Here is a 25,509-nt window from a genome sequence, read left to right on the forward strand (position 1 = left end):
GGTGACACGGCTGTCGCTCGCCGCCCGCTGCAGCAGCGGTCCCTCGAGGTGGTCCAGCTGGGACCGGCTCGGGCAAGCAAGCCAGGGCCGGTCAGAGCGCCGGGGGGTCATCGAAGTCGCCCCCGGGAAACGGTCCCGACACCTCTTCGATCTCGAGGCCGGCGAATGCGCCTCGCAGGATCGCGCTCCTCACGTCCTCATTGATGGCCACGTCGCTGGAGCGACGACCCTTGACGAAGCTGTGGACGGGTCCCGGGGTGTCGACCTCCTCGAGCACAGCGAGGTATCCAGGGATGCGCTGCCCGTCCCGGTGGCGCACGTCGGCGGGCCAGGTCTCCAGCCGGGCGCCCTGTGCCTCCATCACCTCGCAGAGACGCTCGCTGTACACCTTCAGCCCTGTGCCGTACTGCCAGACGGCGTCGACCAATCGCTTGCCGTAGTGCTCCCGCTCCGGCATGAAGTACCACTCGATCCCCCGGACACCGGGCGGGCCGACCGTTCCGAGGACTTCGAAGACCTGCCTTCCCGTCACGTCGATCCACCCGCCGAACTCCGGCGCGTCGGGCCAGTGGGCGCGACCCACAAGTCCCGCGTCGCAGCCTTGGGCGCCATTCCGTACCAGTCCATAGCGAGAACCTAGATGTGCTCCCTCGTCGGACTGTCACAAGTGCCTCCATCTCGGCGTGAGCGGATGCTCGCGGCATGTGTGGGCGCTCAGCGCATCAGGTCCACGGCGACGCTCGCGGTCCAGTAGAGGCCGTCGTCAACTGCTGGGCGAACGCGAGTCAGGACGCGTGTGCGTCCGTTCGTCACGTCCCAGGTGATCAAGCCCCGACTGGCCTCGTAGAACCACACGGTGTCTGGCCGCCACCATCCGCGGGGCCAGCCCGCCGCGTCGACCGGCCTGAGTCGCAGTCGTGCAATGGGTGCTCCGGAGCGCCCATCGACGGCCAGCAGTTCGCGGTTGAGACCGAAGAGGATCCGCTCGGTTCCGACTGAGCCGCCGCGGCGCGCGTGACGGTAGGGCATAGCGACGACGTCGGTGACCTGCGATCGGCCGCGGTGCACGGTCCGCAGCGTCTGGGCACCGTGCCGGGCGAAGGTGACAACTGTTCCATCGTCCGCGAAGCCGTCGATGGGCAGCAGGTACGGCGAACGGCTCACTCCGAGCGACAGGGAATCGATCGACCACGTCCGCTGCGTCGAGGCACCGTGAAGCCGCACGACCTCAACGCTCCGGCCGTCGGGGTGCCACGCGAGATAACTGGTGTGGCCTCCCGGGAGGTGGACGGCGCGCGAGCGCGCGGAGGACAAGTCCACCATGACGATGCCAGCCCGTGTGGGAGCCGCCCACGTGCTGCCGTCGGGTGACAGCGCACCGGCACCGTAGGTGTCCGCGCCGGGGTGGGAGGAGTCAGGGAGCCCCAGATCGGCCATCTCCAACGAGCGCCATCCTCCGTCGACTCCTAGGAGGAACACCCGCTCGGTGTGCCAGCCGCCACCGTCGTCGAACGACTCCCGGGGGTGGTACGTCATCCGCACGCGACCTGGGGGATCGGTGAGGAGGTCAGGTAGGACGGCGTCGTCGGGCGGGAACGTCCGAGGCAGGCTGGAATCGTGGTGGGGGAGATGGCCGGGGATTCGGTCGATCCGGGCGGCAGCGATGGGCCACGGCGTCGGCGGCGGCGTTGAGGGCTGGGCAACCCGGGCAGTGGGCGTGGATCGCGGTGTGGCGGTGTCGTCGTGTCCGCGGTGGTCCGAGCAGCCGGCCGTGGCAAGCAAGAGTGCGGCGAGCACGAGTCGAGAGCATCGCGACATCCCCACGCGCCCAGCACACCACAGCAGACCGTCAGGTTGCTGCACGTCGGGCACCGGAGGTTCGCTCATCGGCAGATCCACGCGCCGCCGGCGTCCGGTCGGGTTGGCCGTAAGGCACGCCACCTGCGTCACAGGCAGCCGCCGCCGGAACCGGAGAAGGCATCACCGCTCTCTGAGGTTCGCTCCGAATGCAATGCCTGCGGCGAGGATGCCCATGAGTCCAAGGCCACCAAGCGCGTAGGAAGCGCCGAAGATCAGTTCAGGGTCGGCGCTGTAGCGCAAACCGCCACGGACGAACCCAGCGAGGAACAGAGCAAGGGCGCCAAGGGCGGCTGACACGAGCGCGGGCATGAAAGCAACGCTCCCATGTCGGGAGACCAAACAGGCGCTCAACGGCACTCGCGGATGCGACGACCCCTGTAGACCCGGCGAGGGTGACCGCCGTCAACTCGGCAGATGCGTGCACGAGCAGCGGCGGACCTGGACGTCGCGGGCTCGCGCGATCCCCGCTCGTCGCACCTTGGCTGAGCGGCGATCAGCGCGCGCGACGCGGCAGCCCCGGACGTCTTGGTGACGCTGCCGTCGCTGGCGTCCGCCGCGGTGATGCCCCTGTCCGGGCCGACGCGCGGACTAGGGTTCGCCTGTGAGTGACTCGCCGCAGCGAAATGCGCCCGATGCCTGGTGGCTCCTCGCCGGTCCCGTGACCGGAGTCGTGGGCGGAGCCGTGGTGGGTGCGGTGCTGGGCTGACTGGCGACCCCCGCCGAAGGCGTGGGGCCCTTGGTCGGCGACCCCGTCGGATCGACGATGCTCGGCGCTCTGGTGGGCGTGACGCTGGGAGTGCTCTCCGGTGTCGTCGTGGGTGCCGTGCTCATGTTCCTGGTCGGACGGGGACGACACGCGTCGACTGCTCGACCGCTTGCCGCCGTCGTCGCTGCGGGGTGCTGCCCGGCCGTGCTGGTTCTCACGTCGGTCATCGGACGGGTCGAGCTCAGCGACCTCCACGTGACTTCATCGGCCATCGTGGCGGCCGCCGGGGCGGTCGCGTTCGCCTGGGTCGCTGGCAAGCGCCAGGCCGCGCTCGACAACCCCGCGTGACCGAGCGCACGCACGAGGCTCCCGCAACGACGGGGCTCGCTCACCGGTCTGAGGGGACGCACGACTCGTAGGTGACGACGAGCGTCGCGGGTGTCGTCACTCGGAGCGTCCTCGCCGGGGCTTCTCGCAGCGACCGGGATGCACGACGACGAGCGATCCCTGTTGTGGACGTCACACTCCGGCTAGGTTGGCCGCGACCCACCGGGAGCCGCCATGACCAGCGATGACCTGCACGCCCGCCGCGTGAGCGCCGTGCGCGCGTGGACGCGCTTCGTCGGGGACGGCGCCGACGAGACCGAGGCCGTGCGCCCGGAGATCCTGCGCAGCTGGCAGCTCTCGGGAGTCGTGTCACCGGATGTCACCCGTGCGCCCCTCGCCGACGAGGGCGACACGGCCGACTTCTGGAGGGCCTCGCCGCTGCAGACGGCCGTCGAGCGGGTGCAGGACGAGCTGCGCCGCACCGCCGAGGACGGCGACCTCGTGATCGCCGTGACCGACGACCAGACGCGCATCCTGTGGACCTACGGCGGGCGGGTGATGCGTCGCAAGGCGGAGTCGGTGAACTTCGTGCCGGGCGGCCGGTGGGACGAGCAGAGCGTGGGCACCAACGCGCTCGCGCTCGCCGGTCGCACCGGTGAAGCGGCGACAGTCTTCAGCGCCGAGCACTACGCCGAGGTCGTGCACAACTGGGTCTGCTGGGCGGCGCCGGTCTTCGACCCGGCCACCGGTCGCTCGCTCGGCGTCATCGACCTCTCGACGACCTGGGACCGCACCCACCCGATCGGCCTCGCGACCGCGCGGGTGATGGCGCGGCTCATCGAGGGTGCGCTGCCCACCGACCGGCGTGCGACGCTCGCCGGCGACCCCGGCCCCCACGAGCCGGGGCTGACGTTGACCCTGCTCGGCACCGCGGAGGTGTGGCTCGACGGCCAGCGGCTGCTGCTCAACCGCAGGCAGACCGAAATCCTGGCGCTGCTGGCGCTGCACCCGTCGGGCCTGTCGGTGGAGCACCTGCACGCGCTGCTCTACGGCGACGCCGCGGTGACCACGTCGACGCTCAAGGCCGAGGTCTCGCACCTGCGGTCCGCGCTCTCGGGCCAGCTCTCCTCGCGGCCCTACCGCCTCACCATGCCGGTGACCACCGACGTCGAGGAGGTGCAGCGGCTGCTGCGCCGGGGCGACGTACGGGCGGCGGTGCGCGCCTACGGGGGCGACCTCCTGCCCGGGACGAACTCGCCCGCGCTGGTGCAGATGGGCGACTACCTGGCCGTGAGCGTGCGCGAGGCGCTCCTGGCCGATCCCGACGCGGACGCCGTGCTGCGCTACAGCGAGCTGGCGCCCTACGACACCGCGGTCGTCGAGGCCTGCCTGGCCGCCCTGCCGGTGCACCACCCGGTCGCCCCGCTGCTCAAGGGACGGCTGGCGAGCGCCCGGTGATCCGCCTCCGATTTGGGGGATAAGCGTGTGGGGGCGGCGCCTCGCCGGCGTCGACCGGCCGATCCTGCGGAGGACCGCCGCGCCAGGGAGGGCGTGGCCACGACAAGGGAGAACGCATGGCTGCAACACGACGCGCGACGGCTGTGGGGGCCGTCGTCCTGCTCACGGGGAGCCTCATGGGCAGTCCCGCGGCGAGTGCCTCTCAGGCACCCGAACCCACGACGGTGGCGAAGAAGCTGGTCACGCCGCTCAGCATGGTGGTCGCCGGCAACGGCACCGCCTACGTCAGCCAGAACTTCGCCGGGCTGCTCACGGCGGTCCCGCCCGGCGGCAAGCCCCGGGTGATCTACGCCGCCAAGAAGGGCACGGAGGTCGGCGCCCTGTCCGCGTCGAGGGGCAAGATCCACTTCGCGACGACCAAGGGCAGGCGGACCGCGCTGTGGTCCATGCGCCCCGGGAGCCGGCCCACCAAGGTCGCGGACCTGTGGCAGCACGAGCGCACCAAGAACCCCGACGGCGACGTGGCCTACGGGTTCAGCGACCTCGACGCGGCGTGCGCCGCACAGATGCCGCCGGAGGTGCCGGCCGCCTACACCGGCATCCTGGAGTCGCACCCCTACGCCACCGCCGTGCACAAGCGCAGGACCTACGTCGCCGACGCCGCCGGCAACACCATCCTGTCGGTCAAGCCCAACGGCAAGGTCTCGACCGTGGCGGTGCTCCCGCCGGTCCCCGTCGTGGTGACCGCCGAGGCAGCCGCGGCGAACGGGCTGCCGGCCTGCACGGTGGGCCACACGTTCAACTTCGAGTCGGTGCCGACCGACGTCGAGGTCGGCAAGGGCGGCTGGCTCTACGTGACGCTGCTGCCCGGGGGACCCGAGGACGGCAGCATCGGCGCCCAGGGCCGGCTGGTGAAGGTGAAGGCCAGGACAGGCAAGGTCCGTGAGGTGGCGTCCGGGTTCGCCGGAGCCACGGGCGTGGCGGTCGCCAGGAACGGCGACGTCTACGTGGCGCAGCTCTTCGGCGGCCAGGTCTCGCGCATCAAGGCCGGCAGCACGGCCGCCAGGCCCTGGGCCGAGATCATGATGCCCGCTGCGGTCGAGTGGGCCCGCGGCGACGTGTACGTCTCCGCGCAGGTGCTGTCGGAGAAGCCGAAGGGCGTGGTCCTGCGCTACTGACGTGCGGCCTCCGTGCGTGTGCGGCGGCCGGTCCGCACCGACCAACCGGGTTCCAACCGACCCGCCCTAGCGTCGGCGTCGAGTGACCCACCTCACACGCACGGAGGCGCCGCATGACCAAGATCGAACTCACCGTCGACGGGGCCGCGGTCTCCGACGACGTCGAGCCCCGGATGCTGCTGGTGCAGTACCTGCGGGAGAAGCTCGGCAAGACCGGCACGGTGATCGGCTGCGACACCTCGAACTGCGGCGCCTGCACCGTCCACCTCGACGGCACGAGCGTGAAGTCGTGCAACGTCCTCGCCGTGCAAGCCGACGGCCGCACCGTCACGACCATCGAGGGGCTCGCGGACACCGCCGAGGGAGGCCTGCACCCGGTGCAGGAGTCGTTCCGCGAGTGCCACGGCCTGCAGTGCGGCTTCTGCACACCGGGCATGATCATGCAGGCCGTCGACCTGCTCGCCGAGAACCCCGACCCGAGCGAGGAGGAGGTCCGGCTCGGCATGGAGGGCAACCTCTGCCGCTGCACGGGCTACCACAACATCGTCAAGAGCGTCCTGCACGCCGCGGGCCAGTCGGCGGGGGGTGCGCGCGCATGACCGCGACCCAGGAGCGTCCCGGCGGCGAGGTCGACCAGGACGCCGCCGAGATCGGCAAGGACCGCCGGCGCAAGGAGGACCAGCGGCTCATCACCGGCCGCACGCGCTGGACCGACAACATCACGCTGCCGGGGATGCTCCACCTCGCGATGGTCCGCAGCCCGTTCGCCCACGCCACGATCACATCGATCGACGTCGACGCCGCCAGGTCGGCACCCAACGTCGTCGGGGTGTTCACCGGCCGGGACTTCGGCGACGAGCTCGGCGTGTGCATCAACGCCTGGCCGATCACCCCGGAGCAGAAGACGCCCGCCCACTCGCCGATGCCGGCCGACCGGGTCGCGTTCGCCGGCGAGGTCGTCGCCGTCGTCGTGGCGCGCAGCGCGGCCGAGGCGCGCGACGCCGCCGAGCTGGTGGACGTCGAGTACGAGGAGCAGCCCGCCGTCGTCGGGATCAAGAAGGCGCTCGAGGACTCGGTCCTCGCGCACCCCGACCTCGGCACCAACAAGTCCGCGCTCTGGGTCTTCGACTCCGGCGAGGCCGGCACCGGCGGCGACGTCGACGCCGCGATCGAGGAGGCCCGCGCCAACGGCATCCTCATCGAGCGGGAGTACCGCCAGCAGCGGCTCATCCCCGCGTTCATGGAGCCGCGAAGCGTCGTGGTGGACCCCACGGGGGAGCAGATCACCATGTGGTCGGCGACCCAGATCCCGCACATCCTGAGGTTCGCCCTGGCGGCCACCACCGGCGTGCCCGAGTCCAAGATCCGGGTCGTCGCCCCTGACGTCGGTGGTGGCTTCGGCGGCAAGCTCCAGACCACGCCCGAGGAGTGGATCGCCTGGGCCGTGGCGCGCCGGCTGGCCAAGCCGGTGAAGTACACCGAGACCCGCAGCGAGAGCCTGATGGCGGCCCACCACGGCCGGGACCAGGTCCAGACCCTGACCCTCGCCGCCGACCGGGACGGCCGGGTCACCGGTCTCAAGGTGCACCTCGACGCCGACCTCGGTGCCTACATCGCCATCGTCGGCGGCGGCGTCCCGGTGCTCGGCGCGTTCATGTTCAACGCGATCTACAAGTTCCCCTCCTACCGCTTCGAGTGCCAGACCGTGCTGACCAACACCACGTTCACCGACGCCTACCGCGGGGCCGGCCGGCCCGAGGCGACGTACGCGGTCGAGCGGCTCATGGACGAGCTGGCCGCGGAGGTGGGCGTCGACCCCCTCGAGATCCGCGAGCGCAACTGGATCACCCACGAGGAGTTCCCGTTCACGACGGTCGCCGGGCTTGAGTACGACTCCGGCAACTACGAGGCGGCCACCGCCAGGGCCAAGGAGGTGTTCGGCTACGACGCGCTGCGTGCCGAGCAGCGCGAGCGGCGCGAGCGCGGTGACCGCGTCCAGCTCGGGATCGGTGTCTCGACGTTCACCGAGATGTGCGGCCTCGCGCCGAGCCGGGTGCTCGGCAGCCTCGACTACGGCGCCGGCGGCTGGGAGCACGCGAGCGTGCGCATGCTGGCCACCGGCACGGTCGAGATCGTCACGGGAGCGAGCGCCCACGGCCAGGGCCACGAGACGGCGTTCAGCCAGATCGTCGCCGACCGGCTGGGCGTCCCGTTCGAGGACGTCGAGGTGCTGCACGGCGACACCCAGGTGGCGCACAAGGGCCTCGACACCTATGGCTCGCGCTCCCTCGTGGTGGGCGGTGAGGCGCTGGTCCGCGCCGTCGACAAGGTCGTCGAGAAGGCCCGGCACCTCGCCGCGCACGTGCTGGAGGCCAACGCCGACGACCTGGACTACGCAGGCGGCCGGTTCACCGTCCGCGGCACCGACCAGGGCGTCGCGATCCAGGAGCTCGCGACCGCGGCGTTCGCCGCGCACGACTACCCCGAGGACATGGAGCCGAGCCTCGACGCCGACGCCACCTTCGACCCCGTCAACTTCAACTACCCGCACGGCACGCACCTGTGCGCCATGGAGGTCGACACCGAGACGGGCGCGGTGAAGATGCGCAAGTACACCTGCTGCGACGACATCGGCACGATCATCAACCCGCTGATCGTGGCCGGGCAGGTGCACGGCGGACTGGTGCAGGGCATCGCGCAGGCGCTGTGGGAGGAGGCCGTGCACGACGAGTCCGGCACGCTGGTCAGCGGCTCGTTCGTCGACTACCTCCTGCCGACCGCGGCCGACACCATCTCCTTCGACGTGGTCCACACCGACCAGCCGAGCATCTGCACCACGAACTCGCTCGGCACCAAGGGCGTCGGCGAGGCGGGCACCATCGCGTCGACGCCGGCGGTGGTCAACGCCGTCGTGGACGCCGTACGCCACCTCGGCGTCACCGACATCCAGATGCCCTGCACGCCCGAGCGGGTGTGGCGGGCCATCCATGCCGGCGACGGCGACACCTCGACCCCGTCGGACGCGATGCCGCACTTCGAGGCCGGCGCGCTCAACCAGGACCCGACCGCAGGAGAAGGAGCAGGCCTGTGATCCCCGTGAAGTTCGACTACCTCGCGCCGTCGTCGGTCGAGGAGGCACTGGCCGCGCTGGGTGAGCACGGCGACGAGGCCAAGATCATGGCGGGCGGGCAGAGCCTGCTGCCGGTGCTGCGGATGCGGCTCAACGCGCCCGAGGTGGTGATCGACCTCGGCGGCATCGCGTCGCTGCGAGGGATCCGCGACGAGGGCGACGCCATCGTGATCGGCGCGATGACCACCCACCACGACGTACGTGACCACGCCCTGGTGCGCGAGCACGCGCTGCTGCTGTCGAAGGCGGCGGCCGAGGTCGCGGACGCGCAGATCCGCCACCGCGGCACCTTCGGCGGTGCCCTGGCGCACGCCGACCCCGCGGGTGACCTCGGGGCACCGGCGCTCGCCCTCGGCGCGCAGTTCGTGATCGCCGGACCCGGCGGGAGCCGCACGGTCGAGGCGACCGACTTCTTCGTCGACCTGTTCGAGACCGCGATCGGCGACGACGAGATCCTCGTCGAGGTCCGCGTCCCGAAGCACACCGGGTGGGGCGCGCACTACGAGAAGTTCGTGCGCGTCGCGCACCAGTGGCCGATCGTGGCGGTGGCCGCGACGGTGCGCGGCTCGATCGACGAGGCGAGGGTCGGCCTGACCAACATGGGCCCCACCCCGTTGCGGGCCACCGCGACCGAGCAGGCGCTGGCGGGTGCGCCGGCGAGCGAGGACGGCGTACGCGCCGCGGCCGACCTCGCCGCCGAGGGAACCGACCCGCCGACCGACCTCAACGGGGCGGCCGACTACCGCCGGCACCTCGCGCGGGTGCTCACCCGCCGCGCCGTCCTCGCAGCCGCCGGGGCGTCGTAGTGGAGCTGAGCCACCGCTTCACCGTGCCGATCGGCGTCGAGGAGACGTGGGCGCACTTCAACGACATCGCGTCGGTGGCCGAGTGCTTCCCCGGGGCCGAGGTGACCGAGGCCGACGAGCAGTCCTTCTCCGGGTCGGTGAAGGTGAAGCTGGGACCGATCGCCCTGCAGTACAACGGCAGCGGCACGTTCGTGGAGAAGGACGCCGGGGCCCACCGGTTCGTCGTCGACGCGAAGGGCAAGGACAAGCGGGGCAACGGCACGGCGGGGGCGAAGGTCACGGTCGTGATGACCGACGCCGGTGGATCGACCGACGTCTCCGTCGAGACCGACCTCTCCATCACCGGCAAGCCCGCCCAGTTCGGCCGCGGCGTCATGCAGGACGTGTCGGACAAGCTGCTCGGGCAGTTCGTCGCCTGCCTCGAGCAGCGGCTCGCCGCGCCGTCACCGGCCACCGTCGCCGAGGCGGGCGGCGAGCCGTCGGCCGACGCGCCGCCGGTGACCGCCGCCGGGCCGGCGCTCGACCAGCCGCTGCCCGGCCGGCCGGCGCCCGACCGGCCCGCGCCCGGCGCCCGGACCGACGCGCTCGACCTCGGCACCGCGGTGCTGCCGGTGATCGCCAGGTCCTACTGGAGGCAGGCGGTCGCGGTGCTCGCCGGGCTGGTGGTGCTGCGCCGGCTCCTGCGGAGGTGAGCTCGCGACGTCCGGGCTCAGAAGACGTTGAGCGGGCGGAACTGCACGGAGATGCGTGGGCCCGAGTGGGCCACCTTCGGCACGGCGTGCTCCCAGGTGCGCTGGCACGAGCCGCCCATCACCACGAGGTCGCCGTGTCCCATCGTCAGCGCGATCGACGAGCCGCCGCCGCGGGGACGGAGCAGCAGCCGCCGCGGGTCGCCGACGCTCACGATCGCGACCATGGTGTCGGCGGTGCGGCCGCGGCCGATGGTGTCGCCGTGCCACGCGACCGAGTCGCGACCGTCGCGGTAGTAGCAGCAGCCGGCGGTCACGAACGGCTCGCGCAGCTCGGGGAGGTAGTGGGCCGTGAGGTCGGCGCGGGCCCGGGCGAGAGCCGGGTGCGGCAGCGGGGCGCCCTGGAGGTAGGTGTGCACGAGCCGCGGCACGTCGACCACGGCGTCGTACATCTCACGCCGCTCCGCCCGCCATGGCACGCGCTCGACCAGGGCGGAGAAGACGGCGTCGGGGTCGGTCAGCCAGTCGCGCTGCACGTCGACCCACGCCCCGCGTGTCAGCCGCCGGCGCTCGGGTGACAGCGCCGCGGAGACCGCGGCGGGCTCGGCGAACAGGGACGTCTGGAAGTCCACGGCCTCGAGTGTACCGGATGATCGAACACAAGTTCGAACATCAAGAATCATCCAAGGTCTCGACCCGGCTTGGTCAATTTGCGGACGCCGGTCCAGCCCAGTCCTAGCCTGACTGCCATGGATCCGGTGGACCTCGTCGTACCGCGACAGCGGGCGCTCAAGCACGTGCAGGTCCGCGAGCACGTCCGCGCCCTCATCGAGACGCAGCCGCCGGGCTCGGCGGCCCCGTCCGAGCGTGAGCTGGTGGCGCGGTTCGGCGTGGCGCGGATGACCGTCCGCCAGGCGCTCGACGCGCTGGTGGCCGAGGGTCTGCTCGAGCGCATCCCCGGCCGCGGCACGTTCGTCGCCCAGCCGCCCACGTCCGCCGGCCGGCTCACCTCGTTCACCGAGGAGGTGCGGCGCCGGGGCATGCTCCCGGAGTCGCAGACGCTGCTGGCCCGCGTCGAGCAGGCCGGGCCGGGCGTGGCCCGCGCGCTCGACATCTCGCCGGGCGACCCGGTGCTGCACTGGCGCCGGCTGCGTCGGGCCGACCAGGCCGTCGTCTGCGTCGAGGACGCCTACCTCAACGAGGTCCTCCTGCCGGGGTTCCTGCAGCACGGCACGCCCACGAGCCTTTACGACGCGTTGGCCGCCCGCGGCCTGCGCCCCACCGAGGCCGAGGACTCCATCAGCGCCGACCGCGCGAGCGCCGACGAGGCCGCCATGCTCGACATCGCCGTGGGTGACCCGGTGCTGCGCCACGCCCGGCGAGCGGTGTCCGACGGGCGCATCGTGGAGGTCTCGCGCACGTGCTACCGGCACGACCGGTTCACGGTCTACCTCCAGCTCAACGACCGCTGAGCTCTCCCAGCTCGCGCTCGAGGTTCGCCCGCGCGGCCGCCTCCCACAGCTCGCGCGCGGGCGCGGTGTGGAAGACGTACGGCTTCGCCGCGAGGTCGCGGAGCACCGCCGCGCGACCTGCGCGGAAGTCGGCGTCCGGCACCTCGGCGAAGTCGGCCCGCACCCCCGCGACGTAGGCGTCGTAGCGCTCGGGCGGCGCGGCCAGGATCGCGAGGTCGGCGTCGCTGAGCGCACACGCCGCCGGGTCCTCGTCGGAGGGTCGGTGGTGCGCGGTCATCCGCACCAGCCGCGCCACCTCCTCGGCGTACGGCTCGGGGAGCGCGCGCTCGGCCCACGCGGCCGACCGCTCCTCGTCGTCGTCGGCGCCGTCGTAGACCGCGTCGTGGAACCACGCGGCCAGGCGGACGGTGACCGGGTCGAAGTCGGCGCCCGCCGCGGCCAGCCGGTCGAGCCGGTCGAGCACCTCGGTGAGGTGGAGCCGGTCGTGGTAGCCGGGGCGGTCCCAGGCGGCGAGCAGCTCGTCGCGCAGGTCGTGCCGGCCCGGCAGTGGCCAGCGATCGGCGAGGCTCACGTGCCGGCCCGGTCCTGCAGGGCGCGCGCGTGGGCGTGGGCCGGCGCCATCGCCCAGCGGATGGTGCGGGTCGCCGCGGCGCCCAGCAGCCGGTTGGTCACCGGCGGCGCGGGCGGCAGCCGGAGCTCGCGGCGCGCCTCCGGCGGCAGCAGCCCGATCGCAGCGGTCACGAGGGACAGGTATCCCGGCCGGGCGGCGAGGGGCAGGTCGGGGTGCAGCACGAGGAACCGGATGGCGTCGACCGCGGCCGGTGTCCCTCGCAGCTCCGGACCGTACGCCGCCAGGACCGCGCGCAGCTCGTCGACGGAGGTCGGTGGGTCGATGACCCCGAGGTGGCGGGCCGGCACGCCCGCCTGGGCGACGTACTCGTCGCGCTCCGCTCCGACCAGCGGGCGGTGGCCGTAGCGGTCGTGCGCGGCGAGGAAGCTGTCGATCTCGGCAGCGTGCACCCAGCCGAGCAGGTGAGGGTCCGAGGCGGCGTACGGCGTCCCGTCGGGCATCGTGCCCGTGACCGACTCGTGCGCGCGCTGGACCGCGCGGATGACCTGCAGGGCGTCGCGCTCGGCGCCGAAGGTGGTCATCGCGATGTAGATCGAGACCTGCGCCAGCCGCCCCCACATGTCGCCGCGGTAGCCCGAGTGGTCCGCGACCCCCTGCATCGCGGCCGGGTGCAGGGACTGGAGCATCACCGCCCGGATGCCCCCGACGAACATCGACGCGTCGCCGTGGACGCGCGCGACGGGGGAGTCGGGCGCGAACCAGCGGGGGCCGGGCGTGCCGTGCACCCGCTCGCGCTGCCGGGGCCCGTCGGGCCCGGCCACCTTGCGGAAGAGCTCGGTGCCGAAGCGCTCGCGGAGGTTCACGCGCTCGAGGCTAGCCACGCCCTGGGAGACGACGTCCTCGTCACGGGTCCAGGTGGGTGGTGGCCAGCCCGGTCAGCGCCGACAGCGCCAGGGGGCGGGTCAGCAGAGAGGTGGCCGTCGGCCACTTGTGACGAGCCAGCGTCAAGCCGGCGCCGAACCAGATCGACAGGCACCACGGGCAGCTGAGCAGGTAGGTGATCTTCGACTGCTCCGGCGGTCCGTTGCGCGCCTCCACGGCCTCGCGCGCCGGTTCGGTGATGCGGTCGTCGCGGACCAGCTTCACCAGGCGGTAGGTCGCCAGGCCGTCGACGAGGAGCGCGAGCGGCCCCTCGGTGTTCTTCGCCATCGGTGTCTTCCTCGGTTCGGGGGTAGAGCGCTCCGTACCCCGATCCGGCCGCACCACTCGCGGTCGAGCGATGTGACGCAGGCGACCTTTGACTTCGAGTACTCGAAGTTCCTACGGTCGAGACGTGACCAGCGAGACCGCCACCCGCAGCTACTCCATCAAGGAGGCGGCCGCCCTGACCGGGCTGCCGGCCAGCACGCTGCGCTACTACGAGCAGGTCGGCGTCATCCCTCCGGTCAGCCGCGGAGCCAGCAGCGGGCACCGCGCCTACGACGAGGACGACCTCGACCAGCTGATGGCGGTCGCCTGCCTGGCCGCGACCGGGATGTCGCTCGACGACATGCGCCGGTACATGGCCAACGCCCGGCTCGGTCCCGACGCGGCTGCGGACCAGCGCGAGCTGCTCGAGGTCCAGCAGCGCCGGCTCGCGGTCGAGGCGGAGGCGCTGGCGCTGCGCCAGCGCTACGTCGCCCTGAAGGTCGCCTACTGGCAGTCGGTCGAGGCGGGAGACCCCGCCCGCACCGACGAGCTCGCCGAGCGCTCGCAGGTCCTGGCCGCCGAGCTGCGGCGGGCCGAGAAGGCCTAGCGCCGCTCACCCGGGTCCCGCGTCGCGTGGACCCGTGATCACTGCACCTCCTCCCTCCACCCTCTCCCTCCACCCCCTCAACGAAGGAGCGCTTCCGCATGCGCGTCAACGCCTATGCAGCCCCCGCAGCCGGCCAGCCCCTGGCCCCCACCACGATCGAGCGCCGCGAGGTCGGCGCCAACGACGTGCTCATCGCCATCGAGTACGCCGGCATCTGCCACTCCGACATCCACACGGGCAACGGCGACTGGGGCCCACAGCCCTTCCCGGTCGTGCCCGGCCACGAGATCGTCGGCACCGTCACCGAGGTCGGGGCCGAGGTCACCCGGCACCGGGTGGGCGACCGTGTCGGCGTCGGCTGCATGGTCGGCTCGTGCGGGGAGTGCGCGAGCTGCCTGCGGGGCGACGAGCAGTACTGCGCCACGGGCATGATCGGGACGTACGCCGCGACGGACGTCGACGGCACCACCACCCAGGGTGGCTACTCCACCCACGTCGTCGTGGACGCCGGCTTCGTGCTGGCGGTGCCCGATGGCCTCGACCCCGCCGCGGCGGCGCCGCTGCTGTGCGCCGGCATCACGATGTACACCCCGCTCCGCCGATGGGGAGCCGGCCCGGGCACGAAGGTCGCCATCGTCGGGCTCGGCGGGCTCGGGCACATGGGGGTGAAGATCGCCTCCGCGCTCGGGGCCGAGGTGACCGTGCTCTCGCAGTCGCTGAAGAAGCAGGAGGACGGCCTGCGCCTCGGCGCCGACGACTACCGCGCCACGTCCGACCCGGACACCTTCGAGGCGCTGGCCGGGACGTTCGACCTGATCGTCAACACCGTCAGCGCGCCGGTCGACCTCGACGCCTACCTCGGGCTGCTGGCCGTCGACGGCACCCTCGTCAACGTCGGTGCGCCGGCCGAGCCGCTCAGCCTCCACGCGATGACGCTCATCGGCGCCCGCCGGAACTTCGCCGGCTCGATGATCGGCGGCATCGCCCTCACCCAGGAGATGCTCGACTTCTGCGCCGAGCACGGCATCGTCTCCGAGGTCGAGGTGATCCGCGCCGAGCAGGTCAACGAGGCCTACGAGCGGGTCCTCGCCTCCGACGTGCGCTACCGCTTCGTCATCGACGCGAGCACGCTGGCCTGACCCCGCGCGGCGGTCTAGGCCTCGGCCTGCAGGTCCCCGGCGTCGACGATGCGGTAGGCGTAGCCCTGCTCGGCGAGGAAGCGCTGCCGGTTCTGCGCGAACTCGGCGTCCACGGTGTCGCGGGAGACGATCGTGTAGAAGTGCGCGCTGCGGCCCTCGGACTTCGGCCGCAGCAGCCGGCCGAGGCGCTGGGCCTCCTCCTGTCGCGACCCGAAGGAGCCGCTGACCTGGATGGCGACCTCCGCGGAGGGCAGGTCGATCGAGAAGTTCGCGACCTTGCTCACCACCAGCAGCCCGATCTCGCCGGAGCGGAAGGCGTTGAAGAGCCGCTGCCGCTCCTTCACGGGCGTCTCGCCCTTGATCACCGGTGCGTCCAGCATCTCGGCGATCTCGTCGAGCTGGTCGATGTACTGCCCGATCACCAGCGTCGGCTGGTCGGCGTGCTGGCGGACGAGGTCGCGGACGACGTCGATCTTGGCGTGGGTGCACGACGCGAGCCGGTACCGCGTGTCGGGGTCGCTGGTGGCGTACGCCAGCCGCTCCCCGTCGGGCAGGGTGACCCGCACCTCCACGCAGTCGGCGGGGGCGATCCAGCCCTGCGCCTCGATGTCCTTCCACGGGGCGTCGTAGCGCTTGGGCCCGATGAGGGAGAACACCTCGCCCTCGCGGCCGTCCTCACGCACCAGCGTCGCCGTGAGGCCCAGGCGCCGACGGGCCTGCAGGTCGGCGGTCATCCGGAAGATCGGCGCCGGCAGCAGGTGCACCTCGTCGTAGACGATGAGGCCCCAGTCGCGGGCGTCGAGCAGCTCCAGGTGCGGGTAGACGCCCTTCCGCCTCGTCGTGAGCACCTGGTAGGTCGCGATCGTGACCGGGCGGATCTCCTTGACGGCACCGGAGTACTCACCGATCTCGTCGGCGGTCAGCGACGTGCGGGCGACCAGCTCGTCCTTCCACTGCCGGGCGCTGACGGTGTTCGTGACGAGGATGAGGGTGGTCGCCCGGGCGTGCGCCATCGACGCAGCCCCGACGATGGTCTTGCCCGCCCCGCAGGGGAGGACGACGACGCCCGACCCGCCGTCCCAGAACGACTCGGCGGCCTCACGCTGGTACGGGCGCAGCGACCAGCCGTCCTCGGCGAGGTCGATGGCGTGGGCCTCGCCGTCGACGTAGCCGGCGAAGTCCTCGGCCGGCCAGCCCAGCTTGAGCAGTGCCTGCTTGAGGTTGCCGCGCTCGCTGGGATGCACCGCGACGGTGTCGTCGTCGATGCGGGCGCCCACCATGCCGGCGACCTTCTTCGCGCGCAGCACCTCCTCGAGCACCGGTCGGTCCGTCGACGCCAGCACGAGCCCGTGCACGGGGTGCTTCTCCAGGCGCAGCCGGCCGTAGCGGCCCATCGTCTCGGCGACGTCGACGAGCAGCGCGTGCGGGACGGCGTAGCGCGACCAGGTCAGCAGCGCGTCGACGACCTGCTCGGCGTCGTGCCCCGCGGCGCGGGCGTTCCAGAGCCCGAGCGGCGTGAGCCGGTAGGTGTGGATGTGCTCGGGGGAGCGCTCGAGCTCCGCGAACGGCGCGATGGCCTTGCGCGCCTCGGCGGCGGAGGGATGGTCGACCTCGAGCAGGAGCGTCTTGTCGGACTGGACGATGAGGGGCCCGTCGGTCACGACGTGGCCGCCCGGGGCTGGGTGACCGGCTCGTGCGCGCCGCTCCTGGTCTGCTCGGCCCGGCGCTGGCGGGCCCGGAAGGCGGCCACGTTGGCGCGCGAGGAGCAGCGGTCGGAGCAGTAGCGGCGCGACTGGTTGGGGGAGGTGTCGACGAAGACGTGGTCGCACCGGGCCGCGGAGCAGATGCCCAGCCGGGTCGCGCCGAGGTCGCAGACCAGGGTCGCCAGGCCCATCAGCGCCTCGCCGATGAGCAGCTCGGCGACCGAGGCGGCACGGTTCGCGACGTGCATGTGCAGGTCGTCGGGGTCGTGGTCGGAGATCATCGGCGTGACGGGGTGCCCGGCGAGCAGGTCGTTGAGCGTGCGCACGACGCTCGGGACGTCGTCGGCGTCGGAGGCCTCGAACACCGGCCGCAGCTCGGCCCGGAAGGCGTGGAGCGCGGCGACGTCGCCCGGGACGACCGCGTCGTGCAGCCACGTGCGGTCGGCCAGGTGCTCGCGCAGCGCCGAATCGTCGGGCAGCTCGGCGTTGACCAGCGCCGCCGAGCGCTCGGCGTACCGGATGAAGTCCATCCCCCCAGTCTACGGAGGGGATTCAGGCGGGACGGACGGCTGTGATGCGGTGCACGGCGAACTCGCGCACGTCGTCGGAGCGGTGGTCGTACGCCGAGAGCCGGCCGCCGTCGAGGCGCCGGGGGTCGACGACCCGCTCGCCGGTCGCGCCGTGGCTGTCGACGTAGCCGATGACGACGGTGCTGCCGGCCTCGATCGCCTCGCGGAGCGCGGCGAGGGCGGCGGAGGGGTGGGTGACCTCGACCGCCGCCGGCCGCGAGGACCGCGCCCGGTCGCCGGCACGGATCGCGGTCGCCACCGCCTGCACCTGCGCGGCCTGTCGGGCCTCCACCGCGCCCGCGGGCCGTCGGCCGCGCCGGGTGCTGGCGCGGTGCAGATCGGGCCGGCTCACCCGGACGGTGCCGTCGGCAGCCTCCACCACCGGCGCGGCACCCAGCTCCCGGAGCCGGGGGAGCAGCACGTCGAGGGGCGAGGTCGCGATGGCCACGGTCGGCGCCAGCAGCCGCAGGCCCAGCGTCCGGGCGCGGGGGTCGTGGACCAGCGCCGCCAGCGCGGCCTCGTCGTCGGAGCGGAGGAACGCCTCGGCGTGCCCGACGCGGACGCTGCCGAACGTGCGCGCCACGTCGTCGACGAGGAACTCCAGCGGCTGCGGGACGGGCGTCTGGGAGACCGAGGTCAGGAAGTCGCGGACCTCGATCGCCGACCAGCCCGCGTCGAACCCGCGACGCAGGGAGCCGGACGTGAAGCGGTAGACGGTCGCCCCGCCGCGGGACTCCACGTCGGCCAGGAGGTGCAGCCGACGGGCCACCTCGGTCTCCAGCGGTCCGGGCGCGACGGCGGTGAGGTCGGCCTGGAGGAGCACCCGGTCCACGGGGCGGGGCAGGTGCGGGTCGATCGCCTCGGCGGCGCCGGGCAGGTCCCCGGCGGCCACCCGCCGGCCGCTGGGCGGCAGCCCGCCGGCGCCGCTGACGCCGAGCACGGCGGCCTCGCCGAGCGCCGCGGCGACCAGGTCGGAGAACACCGTCGGCCGCCGGGGCCGCAGCCAGCCGATGCGCTGCACCACCGTTGCGACGCCGGTCCCCACGGCGAGCACCTCACCCTCGGGCACCTCGGCCAGCACCTCGAGCGCCAGCCGTCGGGCCTCCTCGGCGAGCCCGCTGGACAGCTCGGGGGCGAGGGCGTTCCACGCCTTGCCGGCCGCGTCGCGCGACCCGACCAGCGACGGCACCCGGCTGCTCGCCAGCCAGCCGCCGACCAGGCGTGCCCACCGCTCGGAGATCGGGCGGCCCGACCAGACGTCGAACTCGTCCGTCGGCAGCCACGACGGCGTGCCGTCGGCCACCGCCGCCTCCGCCACCAGGCCCGCCGACAGGGCGAGCTCGACGACGAGGGCGGCTCCCGGCTCGTCGACGTGGAGCGCGGCAGCGACCGCCTTGAGGTCGCGCACCGCCAGTCCGCCGCTGCGCAGCACGCCGGGTGGCCGGACGCCCCAGTGGTCGAGCAGCAGCTCCACGCGGCGTACGACGTCGAAGGCGGCACCGGCGGCGCTGCGGGCGACGAGCGCGGGGTCACGCGCGGCCGTCGCGAGGGCGGGCACGTCGTCGACCGGCTCGGTGGTGGTGCGCCCGCCGCGGAGGGCCAGGCCCACCTCGCCGGGCAGCACCACGGCGTCGCCCTCGCGCGGCACCAGCAGGCGCCGGCTGATCAGCTCCTCGGCAGGGGTGCGGGCCTCGGCCGGGGAGACGGTGCGGCGTGCCGCGCCGGTCGTGCCCTCCCCGCCGTGGTCGGCGACGTGGTGCAGCAGCGCCGTCGCCGCGGGCGACAGCTCGGCGATGCGGGCCGCGACCTCCTCCGGGTCCGGGGGCTCGGGGCTCGAGGGTCGCAGGCCGCTCACCAGGCCGGGCATCCCACGCATCGCGTCGGCCACCCCGGTCAGCGCGCGCAGGCCGCCCGGCGCCTCCCAGACCAGCGCGAGGTCGAGCAGCCGCTGCAGCGCGGCCGCCGTCCGGTCCTCGTCGGCCCGGACGATCGAGATCAGCTCCGCGGACGTGGTTTGACCCGCGACGAGGAGGGCATCAAGCACGGACAGCTCCAGGCGGTCCAGCCCGTCGAGAGCGCGGTGTATCGACGAGCGCGTGGCAGCCCGGGAGGCGAGCTGCGACGAATCCTGAGGGGCAGGCGTGGCGAGATCCGGACGGGCCCTGAGCAGAGCCACCAGTCGCTCGTCCGGCCAGCTGCGCAGCTGGTCGGCGAGCGTGCGTGCGGGTGTCGTCGGCCCTGAACTGGACATCCCTCTTACGCTACTCGCCGGGTCGGCACCGCGGCCCGGCATCTCGACACGGGGCGAAGAGGGCTGGACATGAGGAACGTCGATCTCCACCACGGGGCGGCGACCGACGTCGGGCTGGTGCGCAAGGTCAACGAGGACTCCTACCTCGTCTCGCCCCCGGTCTTCGTGGTCGCCGACGGGATGGGCGGCCACTCCGGCGGCGACGTCGCCAGCCGGATGGTCGTGGAGGAGTTCCAGCGGCTCGCCGAGGCCTACGACCCGGGCCGGGGGGCCGAGCACGTCTCGGACGCCTTCGCCCGGGCCCAGGCGCGCATCCTCGACTACGGCGACGCCCACCGCGTGCTCCAGCCCGGGTGGCACGCCGGCACGACCGCGGTCGTGGCCGTGCTCGTCGACGACGACGGGGTGACCAAGTGGCTGCTGGCCAACCTGGGCGACTCCCGGATCTACCGGATCACCGACGGGCGCCTCGAGCAGGTCAGCGTCGACCACTCGGTGGTCCAGGAGCTCATCGACTCCGGCCAGATCACCCGCGAGGAGGCGGCGGTCCACCCCGAGCGTCACGTGATCACGCGCGCGCTCGGCAGCCCCGGTGGCATCGAGCCCGACTTCTTCCTGCTGCCGCTCGGGTCCGTCGAGCGCCTCCTGCTGTGCAGCGACGGCGTGACCGGGATGATCGAGGACAGCGAAATCGAGGAGATCCTCGAGTCGGTCGCCGACCCGCGTGACGCGGCGGACACGCTGGTCCGTGCCGCGGTCGCTGCCGGGGGCCGCGACAACGCCACGGCGATCGTGGTCGATGTGGTGGGATTGGTGAAGGACGCCACCTACGACTCGCAGCGCCAGCTGCAGAGCCTCGAATCCAAGCTGGGGGGACCACGTGAGCGCTGAGGCCAGGTTCGCCGCGGGGGACTGGTACGCCGTCGTCGGCGAGAGCGCGACGGTCCTGCTGCCCGCCAGCCAGCGCGGCCGGGTGGCCGCCCTGTGGGACCTCGCCGACTCCGGTGCCGGCGCGGACGACCTCCTCGACGCGCTCCTCGCCGGCGGGCTGTCCTCCCTCGACCACTTCGCGCTCGTCGCCCACGGCGACGACGCCACCCGACTGATCGTCCGCGGCGCGCCGACCGCGACCGTCTCCGCGACCTCGGGCGAGGAGGTCGTCACCGCCGCCACCGGCACCGCGTGGGCCGAGCGGCTCGTCACCGGCGTCACGAGCGTCCGGGTCACCGTCACCGGTGACGACGCGACCGACCACGTCCTCACGCCCGGCCTCGCGCGGGTGTCTGCCGTCGAGTTCGGTACGCCGTCCGCGTCCGGCCCGTCGGGCTCCCGGCCGGCCGGCGAGGGAACGCCGGCTCCCGCCGTCCAGCCCGACGCGCCGCCCGCCCCGCCGATGCACTTCGGGGAGCCGGAGGACGACCCGACGCCCACCGGCGAGACGCCGGCCGTGCAGGGCGACTGGCCCGACCTCGACGGCCACACCCGGGCCGGCGTGCCGGTGCCCGACTTCGACCGCCCGCCGATCCCCGGCCACGACGTCGCCCCCGACGTGGTCGCGCAGCCGGTCGCCTCGCTGGTCTTCTCGACCGGCGACGTCGTGGCCGTCGACCGCACCGTGCTGGTGGGCCGCGCCCCCGAGGCCCGCCGCTTCGCCTCCCAGGACCAGCCCCACGTCGTGACGGTGCCCAGCCCGCACCAGGAGATCTCCTCCACCCACCTGGAGATCCGGCCCGGCGCCGGTGCCGACCACGGCTCCGCGATCGCCACCGACCTCGGCTCGACGAACGGCACCGTCCTGGCGCAGCCCGGCCTCGACGCGGAGGAGCTCAGGCCCGGCATCGCCGTCAGCCTCATCCCCGGCGCCGTGCTCGACCTCGGCGACGGCGTGACCATCCAGGTCACCAACCCCTGAGCCGCACCACCGTGACCGAGCGCCACCAGGCCGCGCCGCCCCAGGCGCAGCACGCCCGCGCCATGACCTACCCGAGCGCCGAGCTCGAGCGCCGGTTCACCGCGTTCGCCGTCGACCGCCTGCTCACCTGGAGCCTGCTCGCCGCGGTCGGGACCGGCACCGCACTGCTGGTCTCGGAGGACCTCTGGACCATGGTCGGCGCCGTCGCAGCCACCGCCGTCGTGCTCTGGGTGCTGCTCGCCGTCGTGCTGGGCGTCGCCGGGACCTCCCCGGGCAAGGCGCTGACCGGTCTCCGCGTGGTGCACCACGCGACCGGCGCCCCGATCGGGGTGGGGCGGGCCCTGGTGCGCTCGCTCGTGCTGGGCATCGCCGGGCCGCCCACTTTCGGCATCGGCGTGGCCACCCTGGCGTGGACGGCCGTCGCGGACCGCGGCCGGCAGCGCCGCGGCTGGCACGACCACCTGGCCCGGAGCGTCGTGGTCGACGTGCGCCCGGTGGCGGAGGTCGCCCACAGCGAGGCCGACGACGGCCCGCGCCAGATCGTGAACCTCACCGCCATGCGGCTGGTCCCGGCGCCGGCCGTCGACGTCGTCAGGACGCCGGAGCGGTCCGAGCACTCGGTGCGCCGCCAGCCCCTCCCCCCGGAGGTGACCACGCCACCACCGGCCCCCCGCCCCGCGCCGCCGGCGCCGCAGGCCCCGCCCCGGATCTCCCCGCCAGGCTCGCCACAGGCCCCGCCCCAGCCCCCGCCCCAGCCCCCGCCGCCCCAGGCCCCGTGGTGGGCGCAGGCAGTCCCGCCGCGACAGGTCCCTCCCGCGACCCCGGCGCCGGCTCCCGCGCGTTGGCGGGTGCGGTTCGACAACGGCGAGAGCTTCGTGGTCGCGGGCCTCGCGCTCGTCGGCCGCCGCCCGGAGCCGCGACCCGGTGAGCAGGTGGCCCACCTGATCCCGCTCACGTCCGCGGACATGTCGGTCTCGAAGACCCACGCCCAGTTCGGCCCGGCGCCTGACGGCACGATCGTCGTCGTGGACCGCGGGTCCACGAACGGCACTGTGCTGGTCCGGCAGGGCGTGTCGCGCCAGCTCGCTCCCGGCAGGCCCGCGGCCCTGGTCGACGGCGACAAGGTCGTCTACGGCGACCGGGAGATGACGATCTCACGCGAGCGGTGACCGGTTCCCCCGGCTGCGGGGGTGCTCGGTGGCGCGAGCCTCAGCGGGTGAGCGCCACCGGCACCCGGGTGATGCCGCCGCGGGCGCCGAGCCACACCAGCGCGCCGTCGTCGAGCCGGCCCGGCGTCGCGGGTCCGCTGACGGTGACGGTGAAGTCGGCCGACTCGCCGGGCGCGAGCCGCACGGCGAGCGGCTGGACGCGCACCCGGTGCGAGGCGAACCCGCGCGCGGTGACCGAGAAGTACTCCGCCCGGTCGCCGATGTTGGTGACCGTGCGGACCGCCGTCGGCTGCCGCGCCGACAGCAGCAGCGAGCTGGTGTTCAGCTCGGCGAGGGAGTGGTGCCGGAGGGCACGGCGCCAGGCGTGCGGCTCCACGTCGAGGGCGAGGTGGGCGCGCGGCGCGCGACCGGGCAGCGCTCCGGCACCCTGCTCCAGGGCCGAGGCGTCGGGGATCGGCCGGGCGGCGGTCACCAGGAGCGAGCGGACGACCGCTGCCGACCAGTCGGGGTGCTCACCGATCACCAGCGCGGCGAGCCCGCTGGCGTGCGCCGCGGCGGCGGAGCTGCCGCTGAAGACTCCCCAGCTCCGGCCGGTCGACTCGGGCAGGGCGCCGAGCACGGCGTCGCCGTCGGCCACCGCGTCGGGCTTGAGGGAGGCACCACGCGGGTCCCCGGCCGCGCTCCACGACGCCGTGCGCCGGTTGCCGGGGTCGCCGGTCGCGCGGGACATGCGCACCACGGCGGCCGGGTGCCGGGCGACCCAGCGGCTCAGGGCGCGGCCGGCGGGCGCCGGCAGGTGCACCGTCGGCACGGCGTGGAGGTCGGCGGTGACCGCTCCGCGCCGCTGGTTGACCAGAACCATCGCGCGGCCGCCGGCCTGGGCGACGGACTCGGACTTGTCGATGCGGCCGATGCCGCCGCGTCGGCACACGACGATCCGGCCGGCCACGAGGCGGGAGTCGAGCGCCCCCAGCCGGCAGTGCGCGGCGGCCCTGCGCGACGTCCCGGGAGCGGCAGCGTCCTGGGCGAGGACGGCACGACCCCTGACGTCGTTCGGCCGGCCGCCTCCGGTCCACGAGCGGCCGTCGGGCAGCGTGACGCGCCCGCGTGCCATCCGGCCGACGGCTGAGCCGACGGTCGTGACCCACGGGCCCGCGTGGGCGGCGTACGCCGATGCGCCGGAGTTGCCGGACGCGCCGACCACGACGACGTCGGCCTCCGCGGCGCCGAGCAGAGCGAGCTGCAGGGTGTCGATGCCCTCGCCGCCGGCCAGCGCGAGGCTCAGCACGTCCACGCCGTCGGCCACCGCCGCGTCCACGGCCGTGACGACGTCGGCGGTCGAGCAGCCGTCGTCGGCGGGATCCGGGGCTCCCCAGCACGCCTTGTAGGCGGCGACCCGTGCCTGCGGCGCGACACCGCCGAAGCGGCCGGCGTCGCGGTCGTCGACGCGGACGCTGACGCCGGCGTTGCCGGCGGCGACCGAGGCGACCTGGGTGCCGTGGCCCAGCACGTCGAGGGCCGAGAGCGACTCCGAGGACCGGACCCGGTCGGCGCCGAACCCCTCGACGAACCAGCGGGCACCGACCACCTTGCGGGTGCAGTCGTCGGCCGACCAGCCCTCGCCCTCCGCGCACGCCCCGAGGAAGTCCTCGGGATCCGCGCCCAGCCCGGGCACGTCGGCGAACGCGGGTGACTCCGGCGCGATGCCGGAGTCGACGACGCCGACCACCACGCCGGCGCCGCCGCGCAGCCGAGGGCTGGCGGCCGCACCGGTGACGGCGGCTCGCGAGGTTGGACCGGCGAGCGGACGGATGGTGTCGGCCTCGACCGCGGCGACGCCGGGCTGGTCGTCGAGGGCGGCGAGCTGGCTGTCGCTGAGGCGGACGGCGAATCCGTTGAGGGCGGTCGTCCACCGGTAGACCGGCTCGTCGGCCCCGACCGCGTCGAGCACCGCCTCCTGCCGGGCGACGACCTGGGTGACGTCGTGACGCCCGGCGGCGGTGCCGCCGCCGGCCAGGGTGACGAGCGTCAGCTCACCGGGACCCGCCGGGGGAGCGGTGTCGGCGGCCCGCGCGGTGCCGGCGACGGGCAGGGTGAGCGCCAGCCCGAGGAGGCCGCACCCGAGCACCCGTCCAGTCCTCCGCAGCCGCACCGCGACCTCCCGCTCGTCCGTCCATCCCCGCCGGCCCAGTGCCGCGAGGTCCCCGAGCCTCCCATCGTCCCAGCAGCCACGCCAGCAAATCAAAGAAGCCCTCGTCACCCGGTGGACAGATCTGGTTGGTGGGCCGTCGGCACGGCCGCCTATCCTGTGCGAGCCGCGCGGGTCCGCGCGGCGTCGGGTGCAGAGCTGAGTGGGGTGGACCGTGCCGACTGGCAAGGTGAAGTGGTTCGACGCGGAGAAGGGCTTCGGCTTCCTGTCGCAGGACAGTGGCCCCGACGTCTACGTCCACTCCGACGCGCTCCCCGAGGGGACGGCCACCCTGAAGGCCGGCACCAAGGTCGAGTTCGGCATCGCCCAGGGTCGCCGGGGCGACCAGGCGCTCCAGGTCCGCGTCCTCGACGCGCCCGCCTCGGTCGCGCGCAACCAGCGCAACGCCCAGCGCAAGAAGCCCGAGGCAATGGTGACCATCGTCGAGGACCTCATCAAGATGCTCGAGGGCGTGGAGGAGACCTACCGCCGCGGCCGGCACCCCGAGCGCGCCGCCGCGCGGGGCACGGCGAAGGTGCTGCGTGCCCTCGCCGACGAGCTCGACGCCTGACCGAGGCGTCAGGCG

25 protein-coding genes are annotated in these 25,509 nt (G+C 73.7%); 14 read left to right on the top strand and 11 right to left on the bottom strand.

Annotated features, from left to right (window positions below):
• Positions 1 to 91 precede the first annotated feature (91 nt).
• The 3 genes from J3P32_RS11465 to J3P32_RS11475 all read right to left on the bottom strand — a co-directional run bounded on the left by J3P32_RS11465 (position 92) and on the right by J3P32_RS11475 (position 2,169).
• On the bottom strand, positions 92 to 583 hold the full coding sequence (locus J3P32_RS11465; RefSeq protein WP_210439878.1) for a hypothetical protein: 492 nt from the start codon (positions 581 to 583) through the stop codon (positions 92 to 94).
• A 131-nt stretch (positions 584 to 714) separates the two neighbouring features.
• Complete coding sequence (locus J3P32_RS11470) at positions 715 to 1,797, bottom strand: hypothetical protein (RefSeq protein WP_210439879.1); 1,083 nt, start codon at positions 1,795 to 1,797, stop codon at positions 715 to 717.
• Between the two features lie 183 nt (positions 1,798 to 1,980).
• Entirely contained in the window at positions 1,981 to 2,169 is a 189-nt protein-coding gene (locus tag J3P32_RS11475; RefSeq protein ID WP_210439880.1) for a hypothetical protein, read from the bottom strand.
• 454 nt (positions 2,170 to 2,623) lie between these two features.
• Here J3P32_RS11475 and J3P32_RS11480 point away from each other — a divergent pair, with 454 nt between their 5' ends.
• From J3P32_RS11480 to J3P32_RS11510, 7 genes are all read left to right on the top strand, one after another.
• Positions 2,624 to 2,914, top strand: coding sequence for a hypothetical protein (locus tag J3P32_RS11480; protein ID WP_210439881.1), 291 nt, complete (start codon positions 2,624 to 2,626; stop codon positions 2,912 to 2,914).
• Between the two features lie 213 nt (positions 2,915 to 3,127).
• A complete protein-coding gene (locus tag J3P32_RS11485; protein WP_210439882.1) occupies positions 3,128 to 4,351 on the top strand; it encodes a sigma-54-dependent transcriptional regulator family protein in 1,224 nt (407 codons plus the stop codon).
• 224 nt (positions 4,352 to 4,575) lie between these two features.
• Positions 4,576 to 5,529, top strand: coding sequence for a ScyD/ScyE family protein (locus J3P32_RS11490; RefSeq protein ID WP_210439883.1), 954 nt, complete (start codon positions 4,576 to 4,578; stop codon positions 5,527 to 5,529).
• A 113-nt stretch (positions 5,530 to 5,642) separates the two neighbouring features.
• Positions 5,643 to 6,128, top strand: coding sequence for a (2Fe-2S)-binding protein (locus J3P32_RS11495; protein WP_210439884.1), 486 nt, complete (start codon positions 5,643 to 5,645; stop codon positions 6,126 to 6,128).
• The gene (locus tag J3P32_RS11500) at positions 6,125 to 8,620 is read left to right on the top strand and encodes a xanthine dehydrogenase family protein molybdopterin-binding subunit (protein ID WP_210439885.1); all 2,496 of its coding nucleotides are present in this window, start codon (positions 6,125 to 6,127) and stop codon (positions 8,618 to 8,620) included. The genes J3P32_RS11495 and J3P32_RS11500 overlap by 4 nt, the downstream gene beginning before the upstream one ends.
• Positions 8,617 to 9,465 (top strand): FAD binding domain-containing protein, encoded by an 849-nt coding sequence (locus J3P32_RS11505; protein WP_210439886.1) that lies wholly within the window; start codon positions 8,617 to 8,619, stop codon positions 9,463 to 9,465. The genes J3P32_RS11500 and J3P32_RS11505 overlap by 4 nt, the downstream gene beginning before the upstream one ends.
• On the top strand, positions 9,465 to 10,157 hold the full coding sequence (locus J3P32_RS11510; protein ID WP_210439887.1) for an SRPBCC family protein: 693 nt from the start codon (positions 9,465 to 9,467) through the stop codon (positions 10,155 to 10,157). Before J3P32_RS11505 ends, J3P32_RS11510 begins: the two co-directional genes overlap by 1 nt.
• 17 nt (positions 10,158 to 10,174) lie before the next feature.
• Here J3P32_RS11510 and J3P32_RS11515 read toward each other — a convergent pair whose 3' ends face one another.
• Entirely contained in the window at positions 10,175 to 10,786 is a 612-nt protein-coding gene (locus J3P32_RS11515) for an alpha-ketoglutarate-dependent dioxygenase AlkB (protein WP_374222518.1), read from the bottom strand.
• Between the two features lie 117 nt (positions 10,787 to 10,903).
• On the opposite strand from J3P32_RS11515, the gene J3P32_RS11520 reads away from it, so the two are divergent.
• A complete protein-coding gene (locus J3P32_RS11520; protein WP_210439889.1) occupies positions 10,904 to 11,626 on the top strand; it encodes a GntR family transcriptional regulator in 723 nt (240 codons plus the stop codon).
• Here the strand turns inward: J3P32_RS11520 and J3P32_RS11525 are convergent.
• The 3 genes from J3P32_RS11525 to J3P32_RS11535 are packed head-to-tail and all read right to left on the bottom strand — an operon-like array spanning position 11,613 to position 13,406.
• On the bottom strand, positions 11,613 to 12,197 hold the full coding sequence (locus J3P32_RS11525) for an HD domain-containing protein (RefSeq protein WP_210439890.1): 585 nt from the start codon (positions 12,195 to 12,197) through the stop codon (positions 11,613 to 11,615). The genes J3P32_RS11520 and J3P32_RS11525 overlap by 14 nt on opposite strands.
• Positions 12,194 to 13,060 (bottom strand): oxygenase MpaB family protein, encoded by an 867-nt coding sequence (locus tag J3P32_RS11530; RefSeq protein ID WP_210439891.1) that lies wholly within the window; start codon positions 13,058 to 13,060, stop codon positions 12,194 to 12,196. The genes J3P32_RS11525 and J3P32_RS11530 overlap by 4 nt, the downstream gene beginning before the upstream one ends.
• Before the next feature lie 40 nt (positions 13,061 to 13,100).
• Complete coding sequence (locus J3P32_RS11535) at positions 13,101 to 13,406, bottom strand: DUF1360 domain-containing protein (protein WP_210439892.1); 306 nt, start codon at positions 13,404 to 13,406, stop codon at positions 13,101 to 13,103.
• Positions 13,407 to 13,530: 124 nt separating this feature from the next.
• Here J3P32_RS11535 and J3P32_RS11540 point away from each other — a divergent pair, with 124 nt between their 5' ends.
• Together J3P32_RS11540 and J3P32_RS11545 are read left to right on the top strand one after the other, a co-directional pair.
• Complete coding sequence (locus J3P32_RS11540) at positions 13,531 to 13,992, top strand: MerR family transcriptional regulator (protein WP_210439893.1); 462 nt, start codon at positions 13,531 to 13,533, stop codon at positions 13,990 to 13,992.
• Between the two features lie 98 nt (positions 13,993 to 14,090).
• Positions 14,091 to 15,131, top strand: coding sequence for an NAD(P)-dependent alcohol dehydrogenase (locus tag J3P32_RS11545; RefSeq protein WP_210439894.1), 1,041 nt, complete (start codon positions 14,091 to 14,093; stop codon positions 15,129 to 15,131).
• Positions 15,132 to 15,145: 14 nt separating this feature from the next.
• On the opposite strand, the gene J3P32_RS11550 is transcribed toward J3P32_RS11545, so the two are convergent.
• From J3P32_RS11550 to J3P32_RS11560, 3 genes are read right to left on the bottom strand one after another with little or no spacing between them, the layout of a single operon-like run.
• Positions 15,146 to 16,792, bottom strand: coding sequence for a DNA repair helicase XPB (locus J3P32_RS11550; RefSeq protein WP_210439895.1), 1,647 nt, complete (start codon positions 16,790 to 16,792; stop codon positions 15,146 to 15,148).
• A complete protein-coding gene (locus tag J3P32_RS17880; protein ID WP_246850084.1) occupies positions 16,789 to 17,364 on the bottom strand; it encodes a CGNR zinc finger domain-containing protein in 576 nt (191 codons plus the stop codon). Before J3P32_RS17880 ends, J3P32_RS11550 begins: the two co-directional genes overlap by 4 nt.
• A gap of 22 nt (positions 17,365 to 17,386) precedes the next feature.
• The gene (locus J3P32_RS11560) at positions 17,387 to 19,447 is read right to left on the bottom strand and encodes a helicase C-terminal domain-containing protein (RefSeq protein ID WP_307861669.1); all 2,061 of its coding nucleotides are present in this window, start codon (positions 19,445 to 19,447) and stop codon (positions 17,387 to 17,389) included.
• 276 nt (positions 19,448 to 19,723) lie between these two features.
• On the opposite strand from J3P32_RS11560, the gene J3P32_RS11565 reads away from it, so the two are divergent.
• From J3P32_RS11565 to J3P32_RS11575, 3 genes are read left to right on the top strand one after another with little or no spacing between them, the layout of a single operon-like run.
• Positions 19,724 to 20,545 carry a PP2C family protein-serine/threonine phosphatase gene (locus J3P32_RS11565; RefSeq protein WP_210439897.1) on the top strand — a complete coding sequence of 274 codons (822 nt, stop codon included), beginning with the start codon at positions 19,724 to 19,726 and terminating at the stop codon, positions 20,543 to 20,545.
• Complete coding sequence (locus J3P32_RS11570) at positions 20,535 to 21,566, top strand: FHA domain-containing protein (RefSeq protein WP_210439898.1); 1,032 nt, start codon at positions 20,535 to 20,537, stop codon at positions 21,564 to 21,566. Before J3P32_RS11565 ends, J3P32_RS11570 begins: the two co-directional genes overlap by 11 nt.
• A gap of 11 nt (positions 21,567 to 21,577) precedes the next feature.
• Positions 21,578 to 22,735 (top strand): RDD family protein, encoded by a 1,158-nt coding sequence (locus J3P32_RS11575; RefSeq protein WP_210439899.1) that lies wholly within the window; start codon positions 21,578 to 21,580, stop codon positions 22,733 to 22,735.
• A 40-nt stretch (positions 22,736 to 22,775) separates the two neighbouring features.
• On the opposite strand, the gene J3P32_RS11580 is transcribed toward J3P32_RS11575, so the two are convergent.
• Positions 22,776 to 24,863: a S8 family serine peptidase gene (locus J3P32_RS11580; RefSeq protein ID WP_210439900.1), complete on the bottom strand. Its 2,088-nt coding sequence runs from the start codon at positions 24,861 to 24,863 to the stop codon at positions 22,776 to 22,778.
• Between the two features lie 235 nt (positions 24,864 to 25,098).
• On the opposite strand from J3P32_RS11580, the gene J3P32_RS11585 reads away from it, so the two are divergent.
• Complete coding sequence (locus J3P32_RS11585; RefSeq protein WP_210439901.1) at positions 25,099 to 25,494, top strand: cold-shock protein; 396 nt, start codon at positions 25,099 to 25,101, stop codon at positions 25,492 to 25,494.
• Positions 25,495 to 25,509: the final 15 nt, after the last annotated feature.

Origin of the sequence: Nocardioides xinjiangensis, assembly GCF_017916385.1 — a bacterium.
Lineage (GTDB): Bacteria > Actinomycetota > Actinomycetes > Propionibacteriales > Nocardioidaceae > Nocardioides > Nocardioides xinjiangensis.

Bases quoted from the DNA above. Each gene is read 5' to 3' on its own strand.
- J3P32_RS11485 (WP_210439882.1), top strand. From the start codon at position 3,128: ATGACCAGCGATGACCTGCACGCCCGCCGCGTGAGCGCCGTGCGCGCG.
- J3P32_RS11480 (WP_210439881.1), top strand. From the start codon at position 2,624: ATGCTCGGCGCTCTGGTGGGCGTGACGCTGGGAGTGCTCTCCGGTGTC.
- J3P32_RS11520 (WP_210439889.1), top strand. From the start codon at position 10,904: ATGGATCCGGTGGACCTCGTCGTACCGCGACAGCGGGCGCTCAAGCAC.
- J3P32_RS17880 (WP_246850084.1), bottom strand. From the start codon at position 17,364: ATGGACTTCATCCGGTACGCCGAGCGCTCGGCGGCGCTGGTCAACGCC.
- J3P32_RS11565 (WP_210439897.1), top strand. From the start codon at position 19,724: ATGAGGAACGTCGATCTCCACCACGGGGCGGCGACCGACGTCGGGCTG.
- J3P32_RS11535 (WP_210439892.1), bottom strand. From the start codon at position 13,406: ATGGCGAAGAACACCGAGGGGCCGCTCGCGCTCCTCGTCGACGGCCTG.
- J3P32_RS11500 (WP_210439885.1), top strand. From the start codon at position 6,125: ATGACCGCGACCCAGGAGCGTCCCGGCGGCGAGGTCGACCAGGACGCC.
- J3P32_RS11495 (WP_210439884.1), top strand. From the start codon at position 5,643: ATGACCAAGATCGAACTCACCGTCGACGGGGCCGCGGTCTCCGACGAC.
- J3P32_RS11545 (WP_210439894.1), top strand. From the start codon at position 14,091: ATGCGCGTCAACGCCTATGCAGCCCCCGCAGCCGGCCAGCCCCTGGCC.
- J3P32_RS11475 (WP_210439880.1), bottom strand. From the start codon at position 2,169: ATGCCCGCGCTCGTGTCAGCCGCCCTTGGCGCCCTTGCTCTGTTCCTC.